Origin of the sequence: Neisseria sp. (assembly GCF_030530745.1) — a bacterium.
Lineage (GTDB): Bacteria > Pseudomonadota > Gammaproteobacteria > Burkholderiales > Neisseriaceae > Neisseria.
This window is the reverse complement of record NZ_JAUMUI010000003.1, coordinates 59,160-75,630: the sequence shown is the minus strand read 5'-3', so window position 1 is coordinate 75,630 and position 16,471 is coordinate 59,160. Positions and strand designations below refer to the sequence as shown.

Sequence of the window (16,471 nt, the reverse complement as noted above, 5' to 3'; positions counted from 1 at the left end):
GGGCGATTATAATCTAATTCTATCTCACTCATCAGCGGGCTGAACAAAACTTTGCAGCGCGGGCAGAAAGCATTCTGCCAGGCCGAGCGTTTCGCCCTGCCAGTCAAACAGCGAGCGGCGCGCCACCGAGGCATGGCCGTCGAAACCCGCCAGCGGGTAATGCGGCGGCAGGGCGGTATATTCGAACGGTGAGCGCGTTAAGGGCAGCGAACCGTCGAACAGCTGCTCGCCGAGGGGGCGCGTGCCGCAGTCGAGCAGGCCGAGCCAGTCGGCCGACGTTTGCCGGCACAGGCTGCGCGCCCATACGACGGGTTCTCCGTCCAAACACAGCAATACGTCGCGGGCAAACCAGTTTTGTGGGGTGCTGTTTTGCAGGCCGTCTGAAAAAAGGCGGTCGAAGCTGCTGCTTCCCAAATGCAGCAGGCGCACGGAGAAGCCGGCGTTCAAACCGCGCAAGGCAGCGGTGAGCGACTGCGCCCGCATCACGGCGGCTTGCGGTGAGCGGGGTGAAATGTTTTCGGGCAGGCGGGGCTGCCATATCAGGCGGTTATCCATATCCGATATTATATAGCGGAAAAAACGTATTTTTGAGACCTTTGCAAAAACCCCATCTGCGGCGCATTTCTGCATTGTGCACTGCCCGCCCGCTTAGCCTTGTACTTGATATGTCTGCGCCCGCTGCGCTGCTATGCCTTGAACTGCATCCACATCTGGAGCAAAGGTCTCTTTTGGTATCGGCAGCGGCAGTTCCCGCTCTGTACTGCCGGTGCTGTTTGCAGCTTCAATACTTTTTTCTTTTTGTTTTACCGTAGATTTTCATACGGTATGCGGCCGGCAAACCTATTTTGGCTATTGCAAACAAGGCCGTCTGAATTTTCTCAGACGGCCTTTCGAGATTCGGATACACCGGTTTATTTGCTGCGGGCAAAAACCATTTTCGTTGCCTGCCACGATACGCAGCACGCGCCGCCGATAAAGATCAGGTCGGCAACGGTGCGCACCCAGCGCAGGGTGTCGAGCAGTTCCTGCTGCATAAAGCCTTCGCTGCGGGCATACCACAAGCCTTGTGTGATGCTGGCATAGGCCTGAATCACACCCACCGGCAGTAGGCTGATAACAATCATCAGCACCAGGCCGCTGTTTAGGAGCCAGAAACCCCAAGTCATCAGGCTTTCGTTAAATTCGGCATTCGGTTTGATGTAGCTTGCCACCAACAGCACGAAGCCCAGCGCCAAGAAGCCGTACACCCCGAACAGGGCCGCGTGTGCGTGCACGGCTGTGGTGTTTAAACCTTGCAGGTAGTAGAGCGAAATCGGCGGATTAATCAAGAAGCCGAACACGCCCGCGCCCACCATGTTCCAAAACGCCACGGCAACGAAACACATCAGCGGCCAGCGCAGGCGTTTCGCCCAAGGTGCGGCGTGCTGGTAAGACCAATGCTCGTAAGCTTCACGGCCGAGAAGAATCAGCGGCACGACTTCCAAAGCCGAAAACGACGCGCCCACCGCCATCACGGGCGTGGTGGTGCCTGAAAAATAAAGGTGGTGGAAAGTGCCGGGCACGCCGCCCACCATAAACAGGCTGGCGGAAACCAGGGCGGTAACGGTGGCGGTGCGTTGCGACACCAAACCCATATTGTAGAAAATAAAAGCCAAGGCGGCGGTGGCGAACACTTCGAAGAAGCCTTCCACCCACAGGTGCACAACCCACCAGCGCCAGTATTCCATAATGGTGAGGCTGGTGTGTTCGCCGTAAAACAGGCCGGGTGCGTAGAACAGGCCCACGCCGGCCATCGAGGCGACGAAAATCGCCAGCATGTTTTTATCGGTTTTCTGTTTGAAGGCGTTTACGGTGCAGCGCAGCATCAAAAACAGCCACAGCAGCAAACCCACCATCAGCAGAATCTGCCAGAAACGGCCTAAATCGAGATATTCGTAGCCCTGATGGCCGAACCAAAAATTCAGATGTGCGGGCATCGCATGGCTTAATGCCAAGAAATTGCCGCCGTATGAGCCGAGTACCACGATAAACAGGGCGATGTATAAGAAGTTCACGCCCGCCCGTTGGAATTTCGGGTCTTTGCCGCCGTTGATAACCGGCGCCAGAAACAGGCCGGCGGTGAGGAAACCGGTGGCAATCCAGAAAATCGCCGACTGGATGTGCCAGGTGCGCACCAATGCATAGGGGAACCACTGCGAGATGTCGATGCCGTAAAACTGTTGGCCTTCAACGGTGTAGTGCGCGGTCAGGCCGCCCAGCAACACTTGCGCCACAAACAATGCCACGGTTAAAAACACATATTTGCCCAAGGCTTTTTGCGACGGAGTCAGCACCACTTTAGACAGCGGGTCTTCAGACGGCGCGGCCGGTTCTTCGTCGTGTTTTTTCAAAAACGAAAAACCCCAAACCAACAGGCCGATGCCCAGAAGCAGAAACACGATGCTGGCAAACGACCACATATAGTTTTCGGTGGTCGGCACGTTGTTCACCAAAGGCTCGTGCGGCCAGTTGTTGGTGTAGGTGGCATCGTGGTCGGGGCGGTTGGTCGAAGATGCCCAAGCCGTCCAGAAGAAGAAGTCGGTTAATCTTTGGCGCGCTTCTTCGCTCGGCAGCGTGCCGTTTTTCATGGCAAATGCTTCGCGGGTTTTAATCATCGACGGGTCGTCGCCGTAGAGCGTGATGTAGTAGGGGGCAACGCGCTTAACCGCCTCGATACGTGTATCGGACAACACCACCTGCCCGTTTTCGTTTACGCGGCTGCCGTTGCGGTATTCGTCGGCTAGGCGCGCCTGAATATTGGCTTGGGTGGCTTTATCCAGTTCGGCATATTTTTTGCCGGTTTCTTTTTCGGCGGTGATGTCGAGCCAGGCTTCCGCTTCACGGTGCAGCCAGTCGGCCGTCCAGTCGGGGGCTTGGTAAGCGCCGTGGCCGAGTATCGACCCCAGCTCCATGCCGCCCGTGCTCTGCCAGGCCGACTGCCCGGCCAGGATGTTTTCTTTACTGATAACGGTTTCGCCGGATTCCGACACATAGGCTTGGGGAACGGGCGGAACCTGCCTGTAAACTTCAATACCCAGATAGCCGAGTATCGAGAAGGTAATCGCCAGCACGGCAATCAGCGAATACCAGAGCTTTTTGTACTGTCCCATTTTGTGCTCCTTCATTTCGGTTGGGAGTGGTTTAACATTCATTAAATAGGAATGTTAAAACATTCTAACACGGGTTTTTGAAAATAGATACGGCTGAAATGCTGGGTTTTTTAATCCAAACTAAAAAAACTTAATCAAATTAAAATCAAGGTTTAAAGTGAATTTTTATTTGATATTCCAAGAAAAACAGTGTTGTAGGGCTCTTTGAGACTTGATTTGGAATTTCCTCTTCTGATTTCTTTAAGATTCAGATTAAATAAAACTTTTGACGTAAGTCAAAATGGTATTTACAGGTTTAACCCATAATCTGCCCAAGCAGGCGAAACCAATCAAAATAAAACGGCAACCCTAAACATAGGGCACGGCACACATTTTAGAAAACAAAAATTACCGGTACGCATGTTTTCAGACGGCCTCAACTTTAATTTCCGTTTGAAAAAACATCGCGGCCGACGATAACACCGCACAGCGGATAACCACAAAGGAACCAGCTATGAAACGCCACATTTTAGCCGTACTGATAACCTCTCTGTTCGCTCTCGGAGCCTGCGGCCAGCAGGCAGCCGACAAGTCTGCCGACACACCGGCCGCGGCTTCTGCAGATCAAAAAGCCGACACCCGGCCTCAGGGCGAGTTGCCGGTTATCGATGCCGTAATGACTTCGGCTCCAGAAGTGCCGCCGCCGATTGACCGCGACTATCCGGCCAAGGTGGTGGTTAAAATGGAAGTTATCGAAAAAGTGATGCCGATGGCCGACGGCGTAGACTATAAATACTGGACTTTCGGAGGAGACGTTCCCGGCCAGTTCATACGTGTGCGCGAAGGCGATACGGTAGAAGTGCAGTTTTCCAACCATCCTTCTTCCACTGTTCCGCATAATGTGGACTTCCACGCCGTTACCGGTCCGGGAGGCGGTGCCGAAGCCACATTTACCGCCCCCGGCCACACTTCCACATTCAGCTTTAAAGCCCTGCAGCCCGGCCTGTATATCTACCACTGCGCCACCGCTCCTGTGGGTATGCACATCGCCAACGGCATGTACGGCCTGATTTTGGTCGAACCGAAAGAAGGGCTGCCCAAAGTGGACAAAGAGTTTTATGTGGTTCAGGGCGACTTCTACACCAAGGGCAAATACGGCGAAACCGGCCTGCAGCCTTTCGATATGGAAAAAGCCATTAAAGAGCAACCTGATTATGTTGTGTTTAACGGCCACGTGGGCGCAATTGCGGGCGATAATGCCCTGAAAGCCAAAGTGGGCGAAAGCGTACGCATTTTCGTCGGCAACGGCGGCCCCAACCTGGTGTCGTCATTCCACGTTATCGGTGAAATTTTCGATAAGGTTTATGTAGAAGGCGGGAAACTGATTAACGAAAACATCCAAACCACCATCGTGCCTGCGGGCGGTGCCGCGATTGTAGATTTCAAACTTGATGTTCCCGGCAGTTACACTTTGGTCGACCACTCCATTTTCCGTGCGTTCAATAAAGGCGCACTCGGCCAGCTGGTGGTGGAAGGGCCTGAAAACAAAGAAATCTATTCCGGCAAAATCAGCGATACGGTTTACCGGCCCGAAGGCGGTGCTATTCAAACCGTGCCGTTAACGCCCGAAGAAGAACAGAAAGTGCAAGCCGGGCCTGCCAAGGCTTCCAACAAAGAAGAGCAGATCAAACTGGGTAAAGCCGTATACAATGCCAACTGCATGGCATGCCACGGTGCGGAAGGCAAGGGTGTTGAAGGCGCATTTCCCCCACTGGCCGAATCCGACTACCTGAAAGCCGATCCCAAACGCGGTATCCACGCCGTACTCAAAGGCGTGAGCGGCAAAATCACCGTTAACGGCAAGGAATATAACAGTGTAATGCCTTCCGTTGCCTTAAACGACGAAGATACCGCCAATGTGGTAACCTATATCCTCAACAGCTTCGGCAACGGTGGCGGCCAGTTCAGTCCGGCCGATGTGGCCAAAGAACGCGGCAGCTAAAAAGCAGCCGAACCGCACAGGCCGTCTGTAAGCGGTGCCTGTAATGCAGACCTTTTCAGACGGCCTCTAAAGCCGTCTGAAAGCGTAATAAAGGAACCACTGCTATGAATACTGTCAAAATTTTCGGTACCTTCCTGCTTTTAGCAGCTTCCGCAGCCGGTGCGGCGGAAATGGCCAAAGTCAGCGGCGGCAGGTACCGCCCGCTTTATCTGAAAAAAGAAACGCCGATGATTACTGTAAAAGCGTTTCAAATAGACACTTTGCCCGTTACCAATGCCCAATTTTCCGCTTTTGTGCAAAAACACCCGCAATGGCAGCGCAACAAAGTCAGCAGCAAACATGCCGAACAAGGTTATCTGCGCCATTGGGTGGCGGGCGGCGGCGGTTTTGTTCCGCAAAAAGGCGATTTGAACAAACCCGTAACCAACGTTTCATGGTTTGCCGCACATGCTTACTGTGCCGCACAAGGCAAGCGTCTGCCCACCATCGACGAATGGGAATTTGCCGGGCAGGCATCAGCTACCAAAATCAACGGCACTGCGGAACCCGGCTATAACCGCACCATTTTGGATTGGTATGCCGAAGGAAGCCGCAAAGGCTTGAGGGATGTCGGAAAAGGCAAACCGAACTATTGGGGCATACACGACATGCACGGCCTGATTTGGGAGTGGACCGAAGACTTCAACAGCAGCCTGCTCACCTCCGCCTCGGCGGCAGGCAGCAACATGTTTTGCAGCGGCGCTTCTGCCGGTTCGGCCGATCCGAGCGATTATGCTGCCTTTATGCGTTACGGCATACGCACCAGCCTGCAGTCGAAATTCGTACTCAACAATTTAGGGTTCCGCTGCGCCAAGTAAAAGCAAAACGGCGTAAAACCGGATTCCCCGATACTTTCAGACGGCCTGAAATAAATATTCCGGGCCGTCTGAAAATACCAACAGGTTTCAGAAGAAAACCGGGCTTACCAATACGGCAGCTTTCAGCTACAATCTTCGAAATATCATGCGTTTAATACCAAAGGAGAAAACCATGCGGAAGCCGCCTGCGCTGCCTGTGCCCGACCTCGCCGAAACCTGTGCCCGCTACCTCAAGCAGGTGAAACCGCTGCTTGATGATGAAACCTATGCTGCCGCAACCGCCTCTGTCAGGCAGTTTCAAGGCCGCAGCGGGAAGAACCTGCAGGCTGCTTTGCAGGAATTTGCCGGGCAATCCGAAAAAAGCTGGCTGATTGACGCATGGCTGGAAAGCTATTTGAAAATCCGCACGCCGCTGCCTTTGGCGAGCAATGTCGGCTTCAATATCCGCACCCACGGCAAAGATTTGGGCGGATGGGCAGCCGCTCTGGCCGCCGTGTGCGCCGACTACCGCCACGGCCGCATCAGCGCGTCCGTAACGCCGCAGGGTACGCCTGTGTGTATGGCGCAATGGCAGATTCTGCGCGGCGCGGCGAGGGTGCCGCAAAACGGTTGCGACACCTTCCGCATCGCCGACACCCCGGGCCGGCACATCGGCGTGCTGCACAACGGTTTTTATTACCGCATTACCGCGCTCGACGACAACCACGAAGCCTACCACCCCGACACGTTTCAACAGGCAATCGCCCAAATTCTGGCCGACACCGCCGAAAACCCGTTCCCCGTGGCCGTGCCGTGTTACCTCGGCGGCGACCGAACCGCTCGCGTCTATAAAGCCCTGCGCAGCAAAGACGACAACACCGAACTGGCCGATTATCTCGAAACCGATCTGTTCCACATCAGTATTTACCGTGAGGAAAACCTGAGTGCCGACGAAGATTTGGCACGCGCCACGTTTGCGCCGCAGCAAAACATCTGGTGTTACAAGCCGGCCACCTTCTGCTACAACACCGCCACCGGCCGCCTGTTTCTGCATTGCGAACACACATGGGAAGACGGCGGCGCATTGAAAGGCATCGTTGCGCTGGCGGCGGAAAAAACCGGTGCCACAGGCCGGAAAACCGCCCCTGCCATCAGCCGCCACACCTGGCATTTAACGCCCGCCCAAAAGAAAAACTGGCTGCAATGGCAGCAGGATTATGCCGCCAAAGCCCGCAAAATGCGCGTAAAAAGCACCGTTATCCCGTTCAACGGCGGCAGCGTGCCCAAAGGAGTGAGCCATGATGCGCTGATGCAGTTTCTGCTGCAATACGCCCAATTAACCACCTACGGCGACATCCGCAACACCTACGAAGCGGTGGATGCAAGCCATTTCGCCTACGGCCGTACCGAATGCGTGCGCCCCGTGTCGGAAGAATCGCTCGCGTTTGTGGCCTCGCTGTTGCAGGAAAAACCTGTTCAAACCCTGCTCGACGCCGCGCTGGCCGAACACAAAGCGCGGGTAAAGGCCGCCAAGATGGGGCAGGGTGCCAACCGCCACCTGCTCGGCCTGCAACTGACGGCCCAACGCAACGGCAGCCGCCTGCCCGCCTTTTTCAAAAGTGCGGGTTATCAAACTTTCTGCACCGATTTTCTTTCCACATCAACCTTGGGCGACGATGCCGTAATTGTCAACTTTGCTTTCGCCCCCACGTCGCCTGGCGGTTTGGGCGTCAACTATACGCTGACACAGGAAGGCTGGCTGTTTACCGTGAGCCATCCCGAAGCGCAGGAACGCGAAGTGGCGATTTTCCTTGAAGCCCTGAAGCAGGGCGGAGGGCGGCTGCTGGCGTTTTTCAATCCGCAGCCGCAGGCGGATTGACGGTGCCGGTTTTCAATCCGCAGCCGCAGGCGGATTGACGGTGCCGGTTTGAAACAGGCCGCAACTTTTGCTGCATTTGTTCAGGCCGTCTGAAAATTTTATGTGCCGCCATGCGCGGATATGGCGCAGAGTTTTTAAATACCGGCATGAATTCTGTAAAAGCCCCGCCGTTTGGATTCCGACGGGGCTTGCCAATATTCTGCCTGCTTTTGCCCGTCGGTTTTTTCAATCGGGTATATTGAAAAACCTGTTTTCCGCCGGGGCAGCCGCAACGTTTTTTTACACAGCAAAAATATTCGTTCCAGTTCATTTTTTGATTAAAAAAGAAAATAAAACGGCCGTTTTAAGTTTATGTTTTTCTATAAAGAAAAAAACCGGCTCAGATTGTGTGCGGAAGTGTTGCAGGCTTGATGAGCACAATTTGCCAGCCGCACGGTTTGCTGATAGGATTTTACATTAAGCAATGGATATTGCGGCACAGTCCGAACAGTGCCCGAATAAGGGCGGTTTGTCGCTAAAGTTTTAAATATATTAACACTTTAGATCGGCGCTGCGGGGTGTGTTGCAGGTTGCCCGCGTGTTTGCAGCGTAAGCGGAAAACACAGGGTTTTCATAAACGAAAACGGAAAGGCCGTCTGAAAAGGCCTATTCTTACACTCGAAAGAAGGGATAAATATGTCCACCCAAATTCAAGATGCTGATCCGATTGAAACCCAGGAGTGGCTGGATGCCTTAAGCTCGGTTTTGGAAACCGAAGGTACCGAGCGTGCGCACTTCCTGCTGGAGCAATTGGTGAAATACACCCGCCGCCGCGGCGTGCACATGCCGTTTGACGCCACCACGGCCTACCTGAACACTATTCCCGTGGGCAAAGAGCAGAAGTCGCCGGGCAATCACGAGCTGGAACACCGCATCCGTGCCGCCATACGCTGGAACGCTGCAGCCATGGTGCTGCGTGCGGGTAAAAAAGATTTGGAATTGGGCGGGCATATCGCATCTTTCCAATCCGCAGCCACTTTATATGATGTGGGTTTCAACCACTTTTGGCGCGCCAAAGGCGAGGGCGAAGAAGGCGATATGGTGTTTATCCAGGGGCACGTGGCTCCCGGTATCTATGCCCGTGCCTTTGTGGAAGGCCGCCTGACAGAAGAGCAGTTGGACAACTTCCGTCAGGAAGTGGACGGCAAAGGCCTGTCTTCTTACCCGCACCCGCACCTGATGCCCGATTTTTGGCAGTTTCCCACCGTATCCATGGGCTTGGGGCCGCTGATGGCCATTTATCAGGCGCGTTTTCTGAAATACCTTGAATCGCGCGGTTTGACCAAAACCAAAGGCCGAAAAGTGTGGGTGTTCTGCGGCGACGGCGAAATGGACGAACCGGAAAGCCAGGGTGCGATTTCCCTAGCCGCCCGCGAAGGTTTGGACAACCTGATTTTCGTGATTAACTGCAACCTGCAGCGCCTCGACGGCCCCGTGCGCGGCAACGGCAAAATCATTCAAGAGCTGGAAGGCAATTTTCGCGGTGCAGGTTGGAACGTGCTGAAAGTGATTTGGGGGCGCCGTTGGGACAACCTCTTGGCCGCCGATACCGACAATGCGCTGAAACAGCGTATGAATGAATGCTTGGACGGCGATTACCAAACCTACAAATCCAAAGACGGCGCCTATGTGCGCGAGCATTTCTTCAACACCCCCGAGCTGAAGGCCATGGTAGCCAGTATGTCCGATGAAGAAATCTGGGCGCTCAACCGCGGCGGCCACGACCCGCACAAAGTATATGCCGCCTATTACGAAGCGGTAAACAACGCCGGCGGCCGCCCCACCGTAATTTTGGCAAAAACCATCAAGGGCTACGGCATGGGTGCGTCGGGCGAGGGGCAGAACGTTGCCCACCAGGCAAAAAAAATGGATGTGGAGTCTTTGAAAAAATTCCGCACCCGTTTCGGCATTCCCGTAACCGACGAACAAATCGACAGCGGCGACATCCCCTATTACCGCTTTCCCGAAGACAGCGAAGAGATGCGCTACCTGCGGGAGCGCCGCAATGCTTTGGGCGGCTACCTGCCCCAACGCAACCCCAACACCGAAGCCCTGCCCGTACCGGCACTGGAAGCTTTCGATGCGCAGCTGCAAACCAGCGGCGAGCGTGAGTTTTCCACCACCATGGCGTTCGTGCGCATTCTTTCCACCCTGCTGAAAGACAAACAAATCGGCAAACGCATTGTGCCCATTGTGCCCGACGAGAGCCGCACATTCGGCATGGAAGGCATGTTCCGCCAATACGGTATCTGGAATCCCAAAGGCCAGCTTTATACCCCGCAGGATAAAGACCAGCTGATGTTCTATAAAGAATCGGTCGACGGCCAGATTCTGCAGGAAGGCATTAACGAACCGGGTGCGATGGCCGACTGGATTGCCGCAGCTACAAGCTATGCCAACAGCCGCTACGCCATGATTCCGTTCTATATCTACTATTCGATGTTCGGTTTCCAACGTGTGGGCGATTTGGCTTGGGCGGCGGGAGACATGCACGCACGCGGCTTTTTGGTAGGCGGCACCGCAGGCCGTACCACACTTAACGGCGAAGGCCTCCAGCATGAAGACGGCCACAGCCACATCCAAGCCGATCTGATTCCCAACTGCCTTTCTTACGATCCCACTTTCCAGTATGAGCTGGCGGTGATTATCCAAGACGGTTTGCGCCGTATGTATGTGGAGCAGGAAGACGTGTTCTACTACCTGACCGTGATGAACGAAAACTATGCCCACCCCGCCATGCCGCAGCGCCAAGGAATCGAAGAAGAAATCCTTAAAGGCATGTATCTGTTTAAAGAAGGCGGCAAGGGCGGCAAAAAAGTGCAGCTGATGGGTTCGGGCGTGATTCTGAACGAAGTGATTAAAGCCGCCGATATGCTCAAAGCCGATTTCGGCGTGGAGGCAGACATTTGGTCGGTGCCTTCGTTCAACCTGCTGTACCGCGACGCCATTGAGGCCGAACGCTATAACCGCCTGCATCCGCTGGAAGAGGCAAAACAGGCTTACGTTACCCGTCAGCTGCAAGGCCGCGAAGGGCCGGTGATTGCCTCCACCGACTACATCCGCAGCTTTGCCGACCGCATCCGTGCCTATATCCCCAACGATTACCACGTTTTGGGCACCGACGGTTTCGGCCGCAGCGATTCGCGTGCCAACCTGCGTGATTTCTTCGAGGTCGACAGCCGCCACGTTGCCGTAGCTGCCCTGAGCGCGCTGGCCGATCAGGGCAAAGTTGACAAAGCCGTCGTGCAGCAAGCCATCGAAAAATACAGCATCAAAACCGACACTGCACCGAGCTGGAAACGCTGATGCCGCTTTTCAGACGGCCTGTTGTTAAGGCCGTCTGAAAAACAGGCAGACATTTGAAACATTCAAGCCGCAGCGATCAAACTGCGGTTGATAAAGGAATATCACGATGAGTCAGATCGTAGAAATCAAAGTACCCGACATTGGCGGCCACAGCGATGTGGACGTGATTGCCGTTGAAGTGAAAGCGGGCGACACCATCGCCGTCGACGACACGCTGATCACGCTGGAAACCGACAAGGCCACCATGGACGTGCCGGCCGACGCCGCAGGCGTGGTGAAAGAAGTGAAAGTGAAAGTGGGCGACAAAGTGTCGGAAGGCAGCGTTATTGTGCTGGTGGAAGCCGCCGGTGCCGCCGCCGCGCCCGCTCCGGCAGAAAAAGCGCCTGAGGCTGCCCCTACCGCTGCCGCTGCTCCCTCAGCCGCCCAAACGGCCGTTCCCGCTCCTGCCGCACAGGCAGGCGGCGCAACCGTTAAAGTAGAAGTGCCTGACATCGGCGGCCACAATAATGTGGATGTGATTGCCGTAGAAATCAAAGTAGGTGATACCGTATCGGAAGACGATACCCTGATTACTTTGGAAACCGACAAAGCCACCATGGACGTGCCCAGTACCGCAGCCGGTGTGGTAAAGGCGGTTTATGTGAAAGTGGGCGACAAAGTTTCGCAAGGCACTCAAATTATCGAAGTGGAAGCCGCGGGTGGTGCCTCCGCCGCTGCTGCCACACCGGTTCAAGAAGCGAAAGCCGAAACACCCGCAGCCGCTCCCGCACAACAAGCTGCTCCGGCTCCTGCCGCACCTAAAGCCGATGCCGCCCCCGTAGCTGCATTCGGCAATACCCCGGTCAACGAAGCAGCATTTGCCAAAGCCCACGCAGGCCCCTCCGCCCGCAAACTGGCACGCGAGCTGGGTGTGGATTTGGGTTTGGTAAAAGGAACCGGAGCCAAAGGCCGCATCGTCGGCGAAGACATTAAAGCCTTTGTAAAAGCCGCCATGCAGGGTGGTGCGGGCAAAGCTGCCCCGGCTGCAGCCACTGCTTCTTTGGGAGGCGGCCTCGACCTGCTGCCGTGGCCGAAAGTCGATTTCGGCAAGTTCGGCGAAATCGAGGTTAAAGAACTTTCCCGCATCAAGAAGATTTCCGGCCAAAACCTGTCGCGCAACTGGGTGGTGATCCCCCATGTTACCGTTAATGAAGATGCCGACATGACCGATTTGGAAGAATTCCGCAGGCAGCTCAACAAAGAATGGGAGCGCGAAGGCGTGAAACTGTCGCCCTTGGCTTTCATTATCAAAGCATCGGTAACGGCACTGAAAGCTTTCCCCGAATTTAACGCCTCACTCGACGGCGACAATCTGGTATTGAAAAAATACTACAACATCGGCTTTGCCGCCGACACGCCCAACGGTTTGGTTGTGCCCGTGATTAAAGACGTGGATAAGAAAGGCTTGAAAGAAATCTCGCAAGAGCTGGCCGAATTAAGCAAAAAAGCTCGCGAAGGCAAACTCAAACCGCAAGAAATGCAGGGCGCATGTTTTACTATTTCCAGCTTGGGCGGCATCGGCGGTACCGGCTTTACCCCGATTGTCAACGCTCCGGAAGTGGCCATTTTGGGCGTGTGCAAATCGCAGATGAAGCCCGTGTGGAACGGCTCGGCTTTCGAACCGCGCCTGATGTGCCCGCTGAGCCTGTCGTTCGACCACCGCGTTATCGACGGTGCGGCCGGTATGCGTTTTACCGTGTATCTCGCAAACCTGCTGAAAGACTTCCGCCGCGTGGTGCTGTAAAAACTTTTCAGACGGCATCCGCCGGAAACGGCAGGCCGTCTGAAAAACTGTATTGAAACAGGCAGGACTGCCTGAAAAGAAAGGCTGAAACATGAGCTTGATTGAATTGAAAGTGCCCGACATCGGCGGCCATGAAAACGTGGACATCATCGCCGTAGAAATCAAAGCGGGCGACACTGTGGCGGTTGAAGATACGCTGATTACGCTGGAAACCGATAAAGCTACCATGGACGTGCCGGCCGAAGCCGCCGGCGTGGTGAAAGAAGTAAAAGTGCAAGTGGGCGGTAAAATTTCGGAAGGCGGCGTGATTGCCGTGATTGAAGCCGCCGCAGAATCGCCCAAAGCCGAAGCCGCGCAGCAGGAAGCCCCTAAGGCTGCTGCCGCGTCTCAGGCCGCGCAATTCGGCGGCAAGGCCGATGCCGAATACGACGTTGTGGTGCTGGGCGGCGGCCCCGGTGGTTATTCCGCCGCGTTTGCCGCAGCCGACGAAGGCTTGAAAGTTGCTATCGTCGAGCGTTACGCCACCTTGGGCGGCGTGTGCCTGAACGTGGGCTGCATCCCCTCTAAAGCCCTGCTGCACAACGCCAACGTAATCGACGAAGTGCGCCATCTGGCCGCCAACGGCATCAAATATCCCGAACCCGAGCTGGATATCGATATGTTGCGCGCCTATAAAGAAAAAGTAATCGGCAAGCTTACCGGCGGTTTGGCCGGCATGGCGAAAATGCGCAAAGTCGACGTGATTCGCGGCAACGGCAAATTCGTCGGCTCCAACCACATGGAAGTGGTGCTGACCACCGGCAGCGGTAAAGACGAAACCGGCGAAAAACAAACCGTTGCGTTTAAAAACGCCATCATCGCCGCCGGCAGCCGCGTGGTGAACCTGCCGTTTATTCCCGAAGACCCGCGCATCATCGATTCGACCGGCGCACTCGCCCTCAAATCGGTGCCGGGCAAAATGCTGATTATCGGCGGCGGCATTATCGGCCTCGAAATGGGTACGGTGTACAGCACGCTGGGCACGCGTTTAGACGTGGTCGAAATGATGGACGGCCTGATGCAGGGCGCCGACCGCGACTTGGTGAAAGTGTGGCAGAAGCAGAACGAATACCGCTTCGACAACATTATGGTCAACACCAAAACCGTGGCGGTGGAGCCGAAAGAAGACGGCATTTACGTTACTTTCGAAGGCGCCAACGCCCCCCAAGGGCCGCAACGTTACGATGTGGTGCTGGTGGCGGCAGGCCGTGCGCCCAACGGCAAATTAATCGGTGCAGAAAACGCCGGTGTGGCCGTTACCGAGCGCGGCTTCATCGAAGTGGACAAACAGATGCGCACCAACGTGCCGCACATCTACGCCATTGGCGACATCGTCGGCCAGCCCATGCTGGCGCATAAAGCCGTGCACGAAGGCCACGTTGCCGCCGAAAACTGCGCCGGCCACAAAGCCTATTTCGATGCCCGCGTGATTCCCGGTGTGGCCTACACCGCTCCCGAAGTGGCGTGGGTGGGCGTAACCGAAACTTTTGCCAAAGAGCAGGGCATCAAAATCACCAAAGCCAACTTCCCGTGGGCAGCTTCCGGCCGAGCCATCGCCAACGGTTGCGATCAGGGTTTTACCAAGCTGATTTTCGACGCGGAAACCGGCCGCATCATCGGCGGCGGCATCGTCGGCCCCAATGGCGGCGACATGATCGGCGAAATCTGTCTGGCCATCGAAATGGGCTGCGATGCGGCCGATATCGGCAAAACCATCCACCCGCATCCGACCTTGGGCGAAACCATCGGCCTTGCCGCTGAGGTGGCTTTAGGCGTGTGCACCGATTTGCCGCCGCAACGTAAGAAATAAAGCGGTTGCCGCTGTTGTGTTAACAGGCCGTCTGAAAGTTTCAGACGGCCTGTTATTATTGGAAAATGCCGGATTGTTTATTGCGCTTCATCCGGCTTTTATTTCGGTTTCCGGATTGAGGCAGCTGTTTTGGGGTGTTTTTGAAGAAACATACGGGCATCTTCCAAACCGCCTAAGTTTTTCACATCGGTATAGCCCATTGAAAGCAGCGTTTGGCGCGCACTTTCAGCACGGTTGCCGCTGCGGCAATAGATGTAAACCGTTTCCGCTTTATCGGGTGCAACGGCGGCAATATTGTTTTTCACCGTATTTACGGGCATAAGTACGGCGTTTTTGATATGGGACCGGGCATATTCTTCGGGCGAGCGAACGTCGATAAGCACATCGGCAAAAGCCGCCTGTATCATCGCGATACCTAAAATAAATGAAAGCAATTTGGTTTGCATCGGATTCTCCCTGTTTAAAGCCGGCAAATTTTCAGTCTGTGCCGCGCGCGCGGTTTTCGTGGAACTGCGCCTGCCAGCCGGCAAACCTGCCCTGTTCGATGGCTTCGCGCATTTCTGCCATGATTACCTGATAAAAATGCAGGTTGTGGATGGTGTTCAGTTGCGCGCCGAGGATTTCGCCGGCTTTGTGCAAATGATAAAGATAGGCGCGGCTGAAGTTTTTGCAGGCGTAGCAGGTGCAGGTTTCGTCGAGCGGGCGGGTGTCGTGTTTGTGTTTGGCGTTTTTGATTTTGATGTCGCCGAAGCGGGTGAACAGCCAGCCGTTGCGGGCGTTGCGTGTGGGCATCACGCAGTCGAACATATCCACGCCGTGCGCCACGCCGTACACCAAATCTTCGGGCGTGCCCACGCCCATCAGGTAATGCGGTTTGTGCGCGGGCAGCATCGGACCGACGGCGCGCAGCATACGGTACATTTCGGGCTTGGGTTCGCCTACGCTCAAGCCGCCGATGGCCAGCCCGGGAAAGTCAAACTGCTCCAGCCCGCGCAGCGATTCTTCGCGCAGGTCTTCATACATCGCGCCTTGCACTATGCCGAAGAGGGCATTAGGGTTGTTCAAATCTTCAAACGCTTTTTTGCTGCGCTCCGCCCAGCGCAGGCTCATTTGCAGTGATTTTTTCGCCTGTTCGTGCGAGGCTTCGCCGGGCGTGCATTCGTCGAGCTGCATCACGATGTCGGAGTTGAGCACGGTTTGGATTTTCATCGAGATTTCGGGCGATAAAAACAGTTTGTCTCCGTTAATCGGGCTTTTGAAGGTACAGCCTTCTTCGGTGAGTTTGCGCATATCGGAGAGCGAAAACACCTGAAAACCGCCCGAATCGGTGAGAATGGGTTTGTCCCAGCCGATAAACCGGTGCAGTCCGCCGAATTGTTCGATTACCTCCAACCCGGGGCGCAGCCATAAATGATAGGTGTTGCCGAGGATAATCTGCGCGTTGATATCGTGCAGGTTTTGCGGTGTCATCGCCTTCACCGAGCCGTAGGTGCCCACGGGCATGAATACGGGGGTTTCGATTTTGCCGTGGTTGAGTTCGAGCGTGCCGCGTCGGGCGTGGCCGTCGGTTTTGTGCAGGGTGAATTTAAGCATGGCAAAGCGGAAAAAATATAGTCAGGCTGCGATTATATAGTCTATCGCTTGGTGCG

12 protein-coding genes and 1 pseudogene are annotated in these 16,471 nt (G+C 55.2%); 9 read left to right on the top strand and 4 right to left on the bottom strand.

The features are described 5' to 3' along the window. Positions 1-24: 24 nt before the first annotated feature. Positions 25-555, bottom strand: a complete 531-nt coding sequence (locus Q3970_RS02115; protein ID WP_303098957.1) for a chorismate lyase — start codon at positions 553-555, stop codon at positions 25-27. A gap of 5 nt (positions 556-560) precedes the next feature. Here Q3970_RS02115 and Q3970_RS02110 point away from each other — a divergent pair, with 5 nt between their 5' ends. Then, positions 561-812, top strand: coding sequence for a hypothetical protein (locus tag Q3970_RS02110; RefSeq protein ID WP_303099014.1), 252 nt, complete (start codon positions 561-563; stop codon positions 810-812). A gap of 99 nt (positions 813-911) precedes the next feature. On the opposite strand, the gene Q3970_RS02105 is transcribed toward Q3970_RS02110, so the two are convergent. After that, complete coding sequence (locus tag Q3970_RS02105; RefSeq protein ID WP_303098956.1) at positions 912-3,149, bottom strand: nitric-oxide reductase large subunit; 2,238 nt, start codon at positions 3,147-3,149, stop codon at positions 912-914. Positions 3,150-3,642: 493 nt separating this feature from the next. Here Q3970_RS02105 and nirK point away from each other — a divergent pair. The 8 genes and pseudogenes from nirK to lpdA all read left to right on the top strand — a co-directional run. After that, positions 3,643-4,707: pseudogene (nirK, locus tag Q3970_RS02100) on the top strand (copper-containing nitrite reductase); the annotation flags it as partial. A gap of 33 nt (positions 4,708-4,740) precedes the next feature. After that, a complete protein-coding gene (locus Q3970_RS02095) occupies positions 4,741-5,130 on the top strand; it encodes a cytochrome c (RefSeq protein WP_303099013.1) in 390 nt (129 codons plus the stop codon). A gap of 104 nt (positions 5,131-5,234) precedes the next feature. Then, the gene (locus tag Q3970_RS02090) at positions 5,235-5,987 is read left to right on the top strand and encodes a formylglycine-generating enzyme family protein (RefSeq protein WP_303098955.1); all 753 of its coding nucleotides are present in this window, start codon (positions 5,235-5,237) and stop codon (positions 5,985-5,987) included. A 172-nt stretch (positions 5,988-6,159) separates the two neighbouring features. Further along, positions 6,160-7,845, top strand: a complete 1,686-nt coding sequence (locus tag Q3970_RS02085) for a choline/carnitine O-acyltransferase (protein WP_303098954.1) — start codon at positions 6,160-6,162, stop codon at positions 7,843-7,845. 67 nt (positions 7,846-7,912) lie between these two features. Continuing rightward, a complete protein-coding gene (locus tag Q3970_RS02080; protein WP_303098953.1) occupies positions 7,913-8,305 on the top strand; it encodes a hypothetical protein in 393 nt (130 codons plus the stop codon). A gap of 215 nt (positions 8,306-8,520) precedes the next feature. Continuing rightward, entirely contained in the window at positions 8,521-11,190 is a 2,670-nt protein-coding gene (gene aceE, locus Q3970_RS02075; RefSeq protein WP_303098952.1) for a pyruvate dehydrogenase (acetyl-transferring), homodimeric type, read from the top strand. Between the two features lie 106 nt (positions 11,191-11,296). After that, positions 11,297-12,973: a dihydrolipoyllysine-residue acetyltransferase gene (aceF, locus tag Q3970_RS02070; protein ID WP_303098951.1), complete on the top strand. Its 1,677-nt coding sequence runs from the start codon at positions 11,297-11,299 to the stop codon at positions 12,971-12,973. A gap of 91 nt (positions 12,974-13,064) precedes the next feature. Then, a complete protein-coding gene (gene lpdA, locus Q3970_RS02065; protein ID WP_303098950.1) occupies positions 13,065-14,822 on the top strand; it encodes a dihydrolipoyl dehydrogenase in 1,758 nt (585 codons plus the stop codon). 98 nt (positions 14,823-14,920) lie between these two features. On the opposite strand, the gene Q3970_RS02060 is transcribed toward lpdA, so the two are convergent. After that, entirely contained in the window at positions 14,921-15,268 is a 348-nt protein-coding gene (locus Q3970_RS02060) for a rhodanese-like domain-containing protein (protein ID WP_303098949.1), read from the bottom strand. 31 nt (positions 15,269-15,299) lie between these two features. Continuing rightward, complete coding sequence (gene tgt / locus Q3970_RS02055; RefSeq protein WP_303098948.1) at positions 15,300-16,415, bottom strand: tRNA guanosine(34) transglycosylase Tgt; 1,116 nt, start codon at positions 16,413-16,415, stop codon at positions 15,300-15,302. Positions 16,416-16,471: the final 56 nt, after the last annotated feature.

What these genes read in the sequence shown, in the direction of transcription:
- Q3970_RS02115 (WP_303098957.1), bottom strand. Translation starts at nt 555, where the DNA reads ATGGATAACCGCCTGATATGGCAGCCCCGCCTGCCCGAAAACATTTCA.
- Q3970_RS02105 (WP_303098956.1), bottom strand. Translation starts at nt 3,149, where the DNA reads ATGGGACAGTACAAAAAGCTCTGGTATTCGCTGATTGCCGTGCTGGCG.
- Q3970_RS02090 (WP_303098955.1), top strand. Translation starts at nt 5,235, where the DNA reads ATGAATACTGTCAAAATTTTCGGTACCTTCCTGCTTTTAGCAGCTTCC.
- Q3970_RS02085 (WP_303098954.1), top strand. Translation starts at nt 6,160, where the DNA reads ATGCGGAAGCCGCCTGCGCTGCCTGTGCCCGACCTCGCCGAAACCTGT.
- aceE (WP_303098952.1), top strand. Translation starts at nt 8,521, where the DNA reads ATGTCCACCCAAATTCAAGATGCTGATCCGATTGAAACCCAGGAGTGG.
- aceF (WP_303098951.1), top strand. Translation starts at nt 11,297, where the DNA reads ATGAGTCAGATCGTAGAAATCAAAGTACCCGACATTGGCGGCCACAGC.
- lpdA (WP_303098950.1), top strand. Translation starts at nt 13,065, where the DNA reads ATGAGCTTGATTGAATTGAAAGTGCCCGACATCGGCGGCCATGAAAAC.
- Q3970_RS02060 (WP_303098949.1), bottom strand. Translation starts at nt 15,268, where the DNA reads ATGCAAACCAAATTGCTTTCATTTATTTTAGGTATCGCGATGATACAG.
- tgt (WP_303098948.1), bottom strand. Translation starts at nt 16,415, where the DNA reads ATGCTTAAATTCACCCTGCACAAAACCGACGGCCACGCCCGACGCGGC.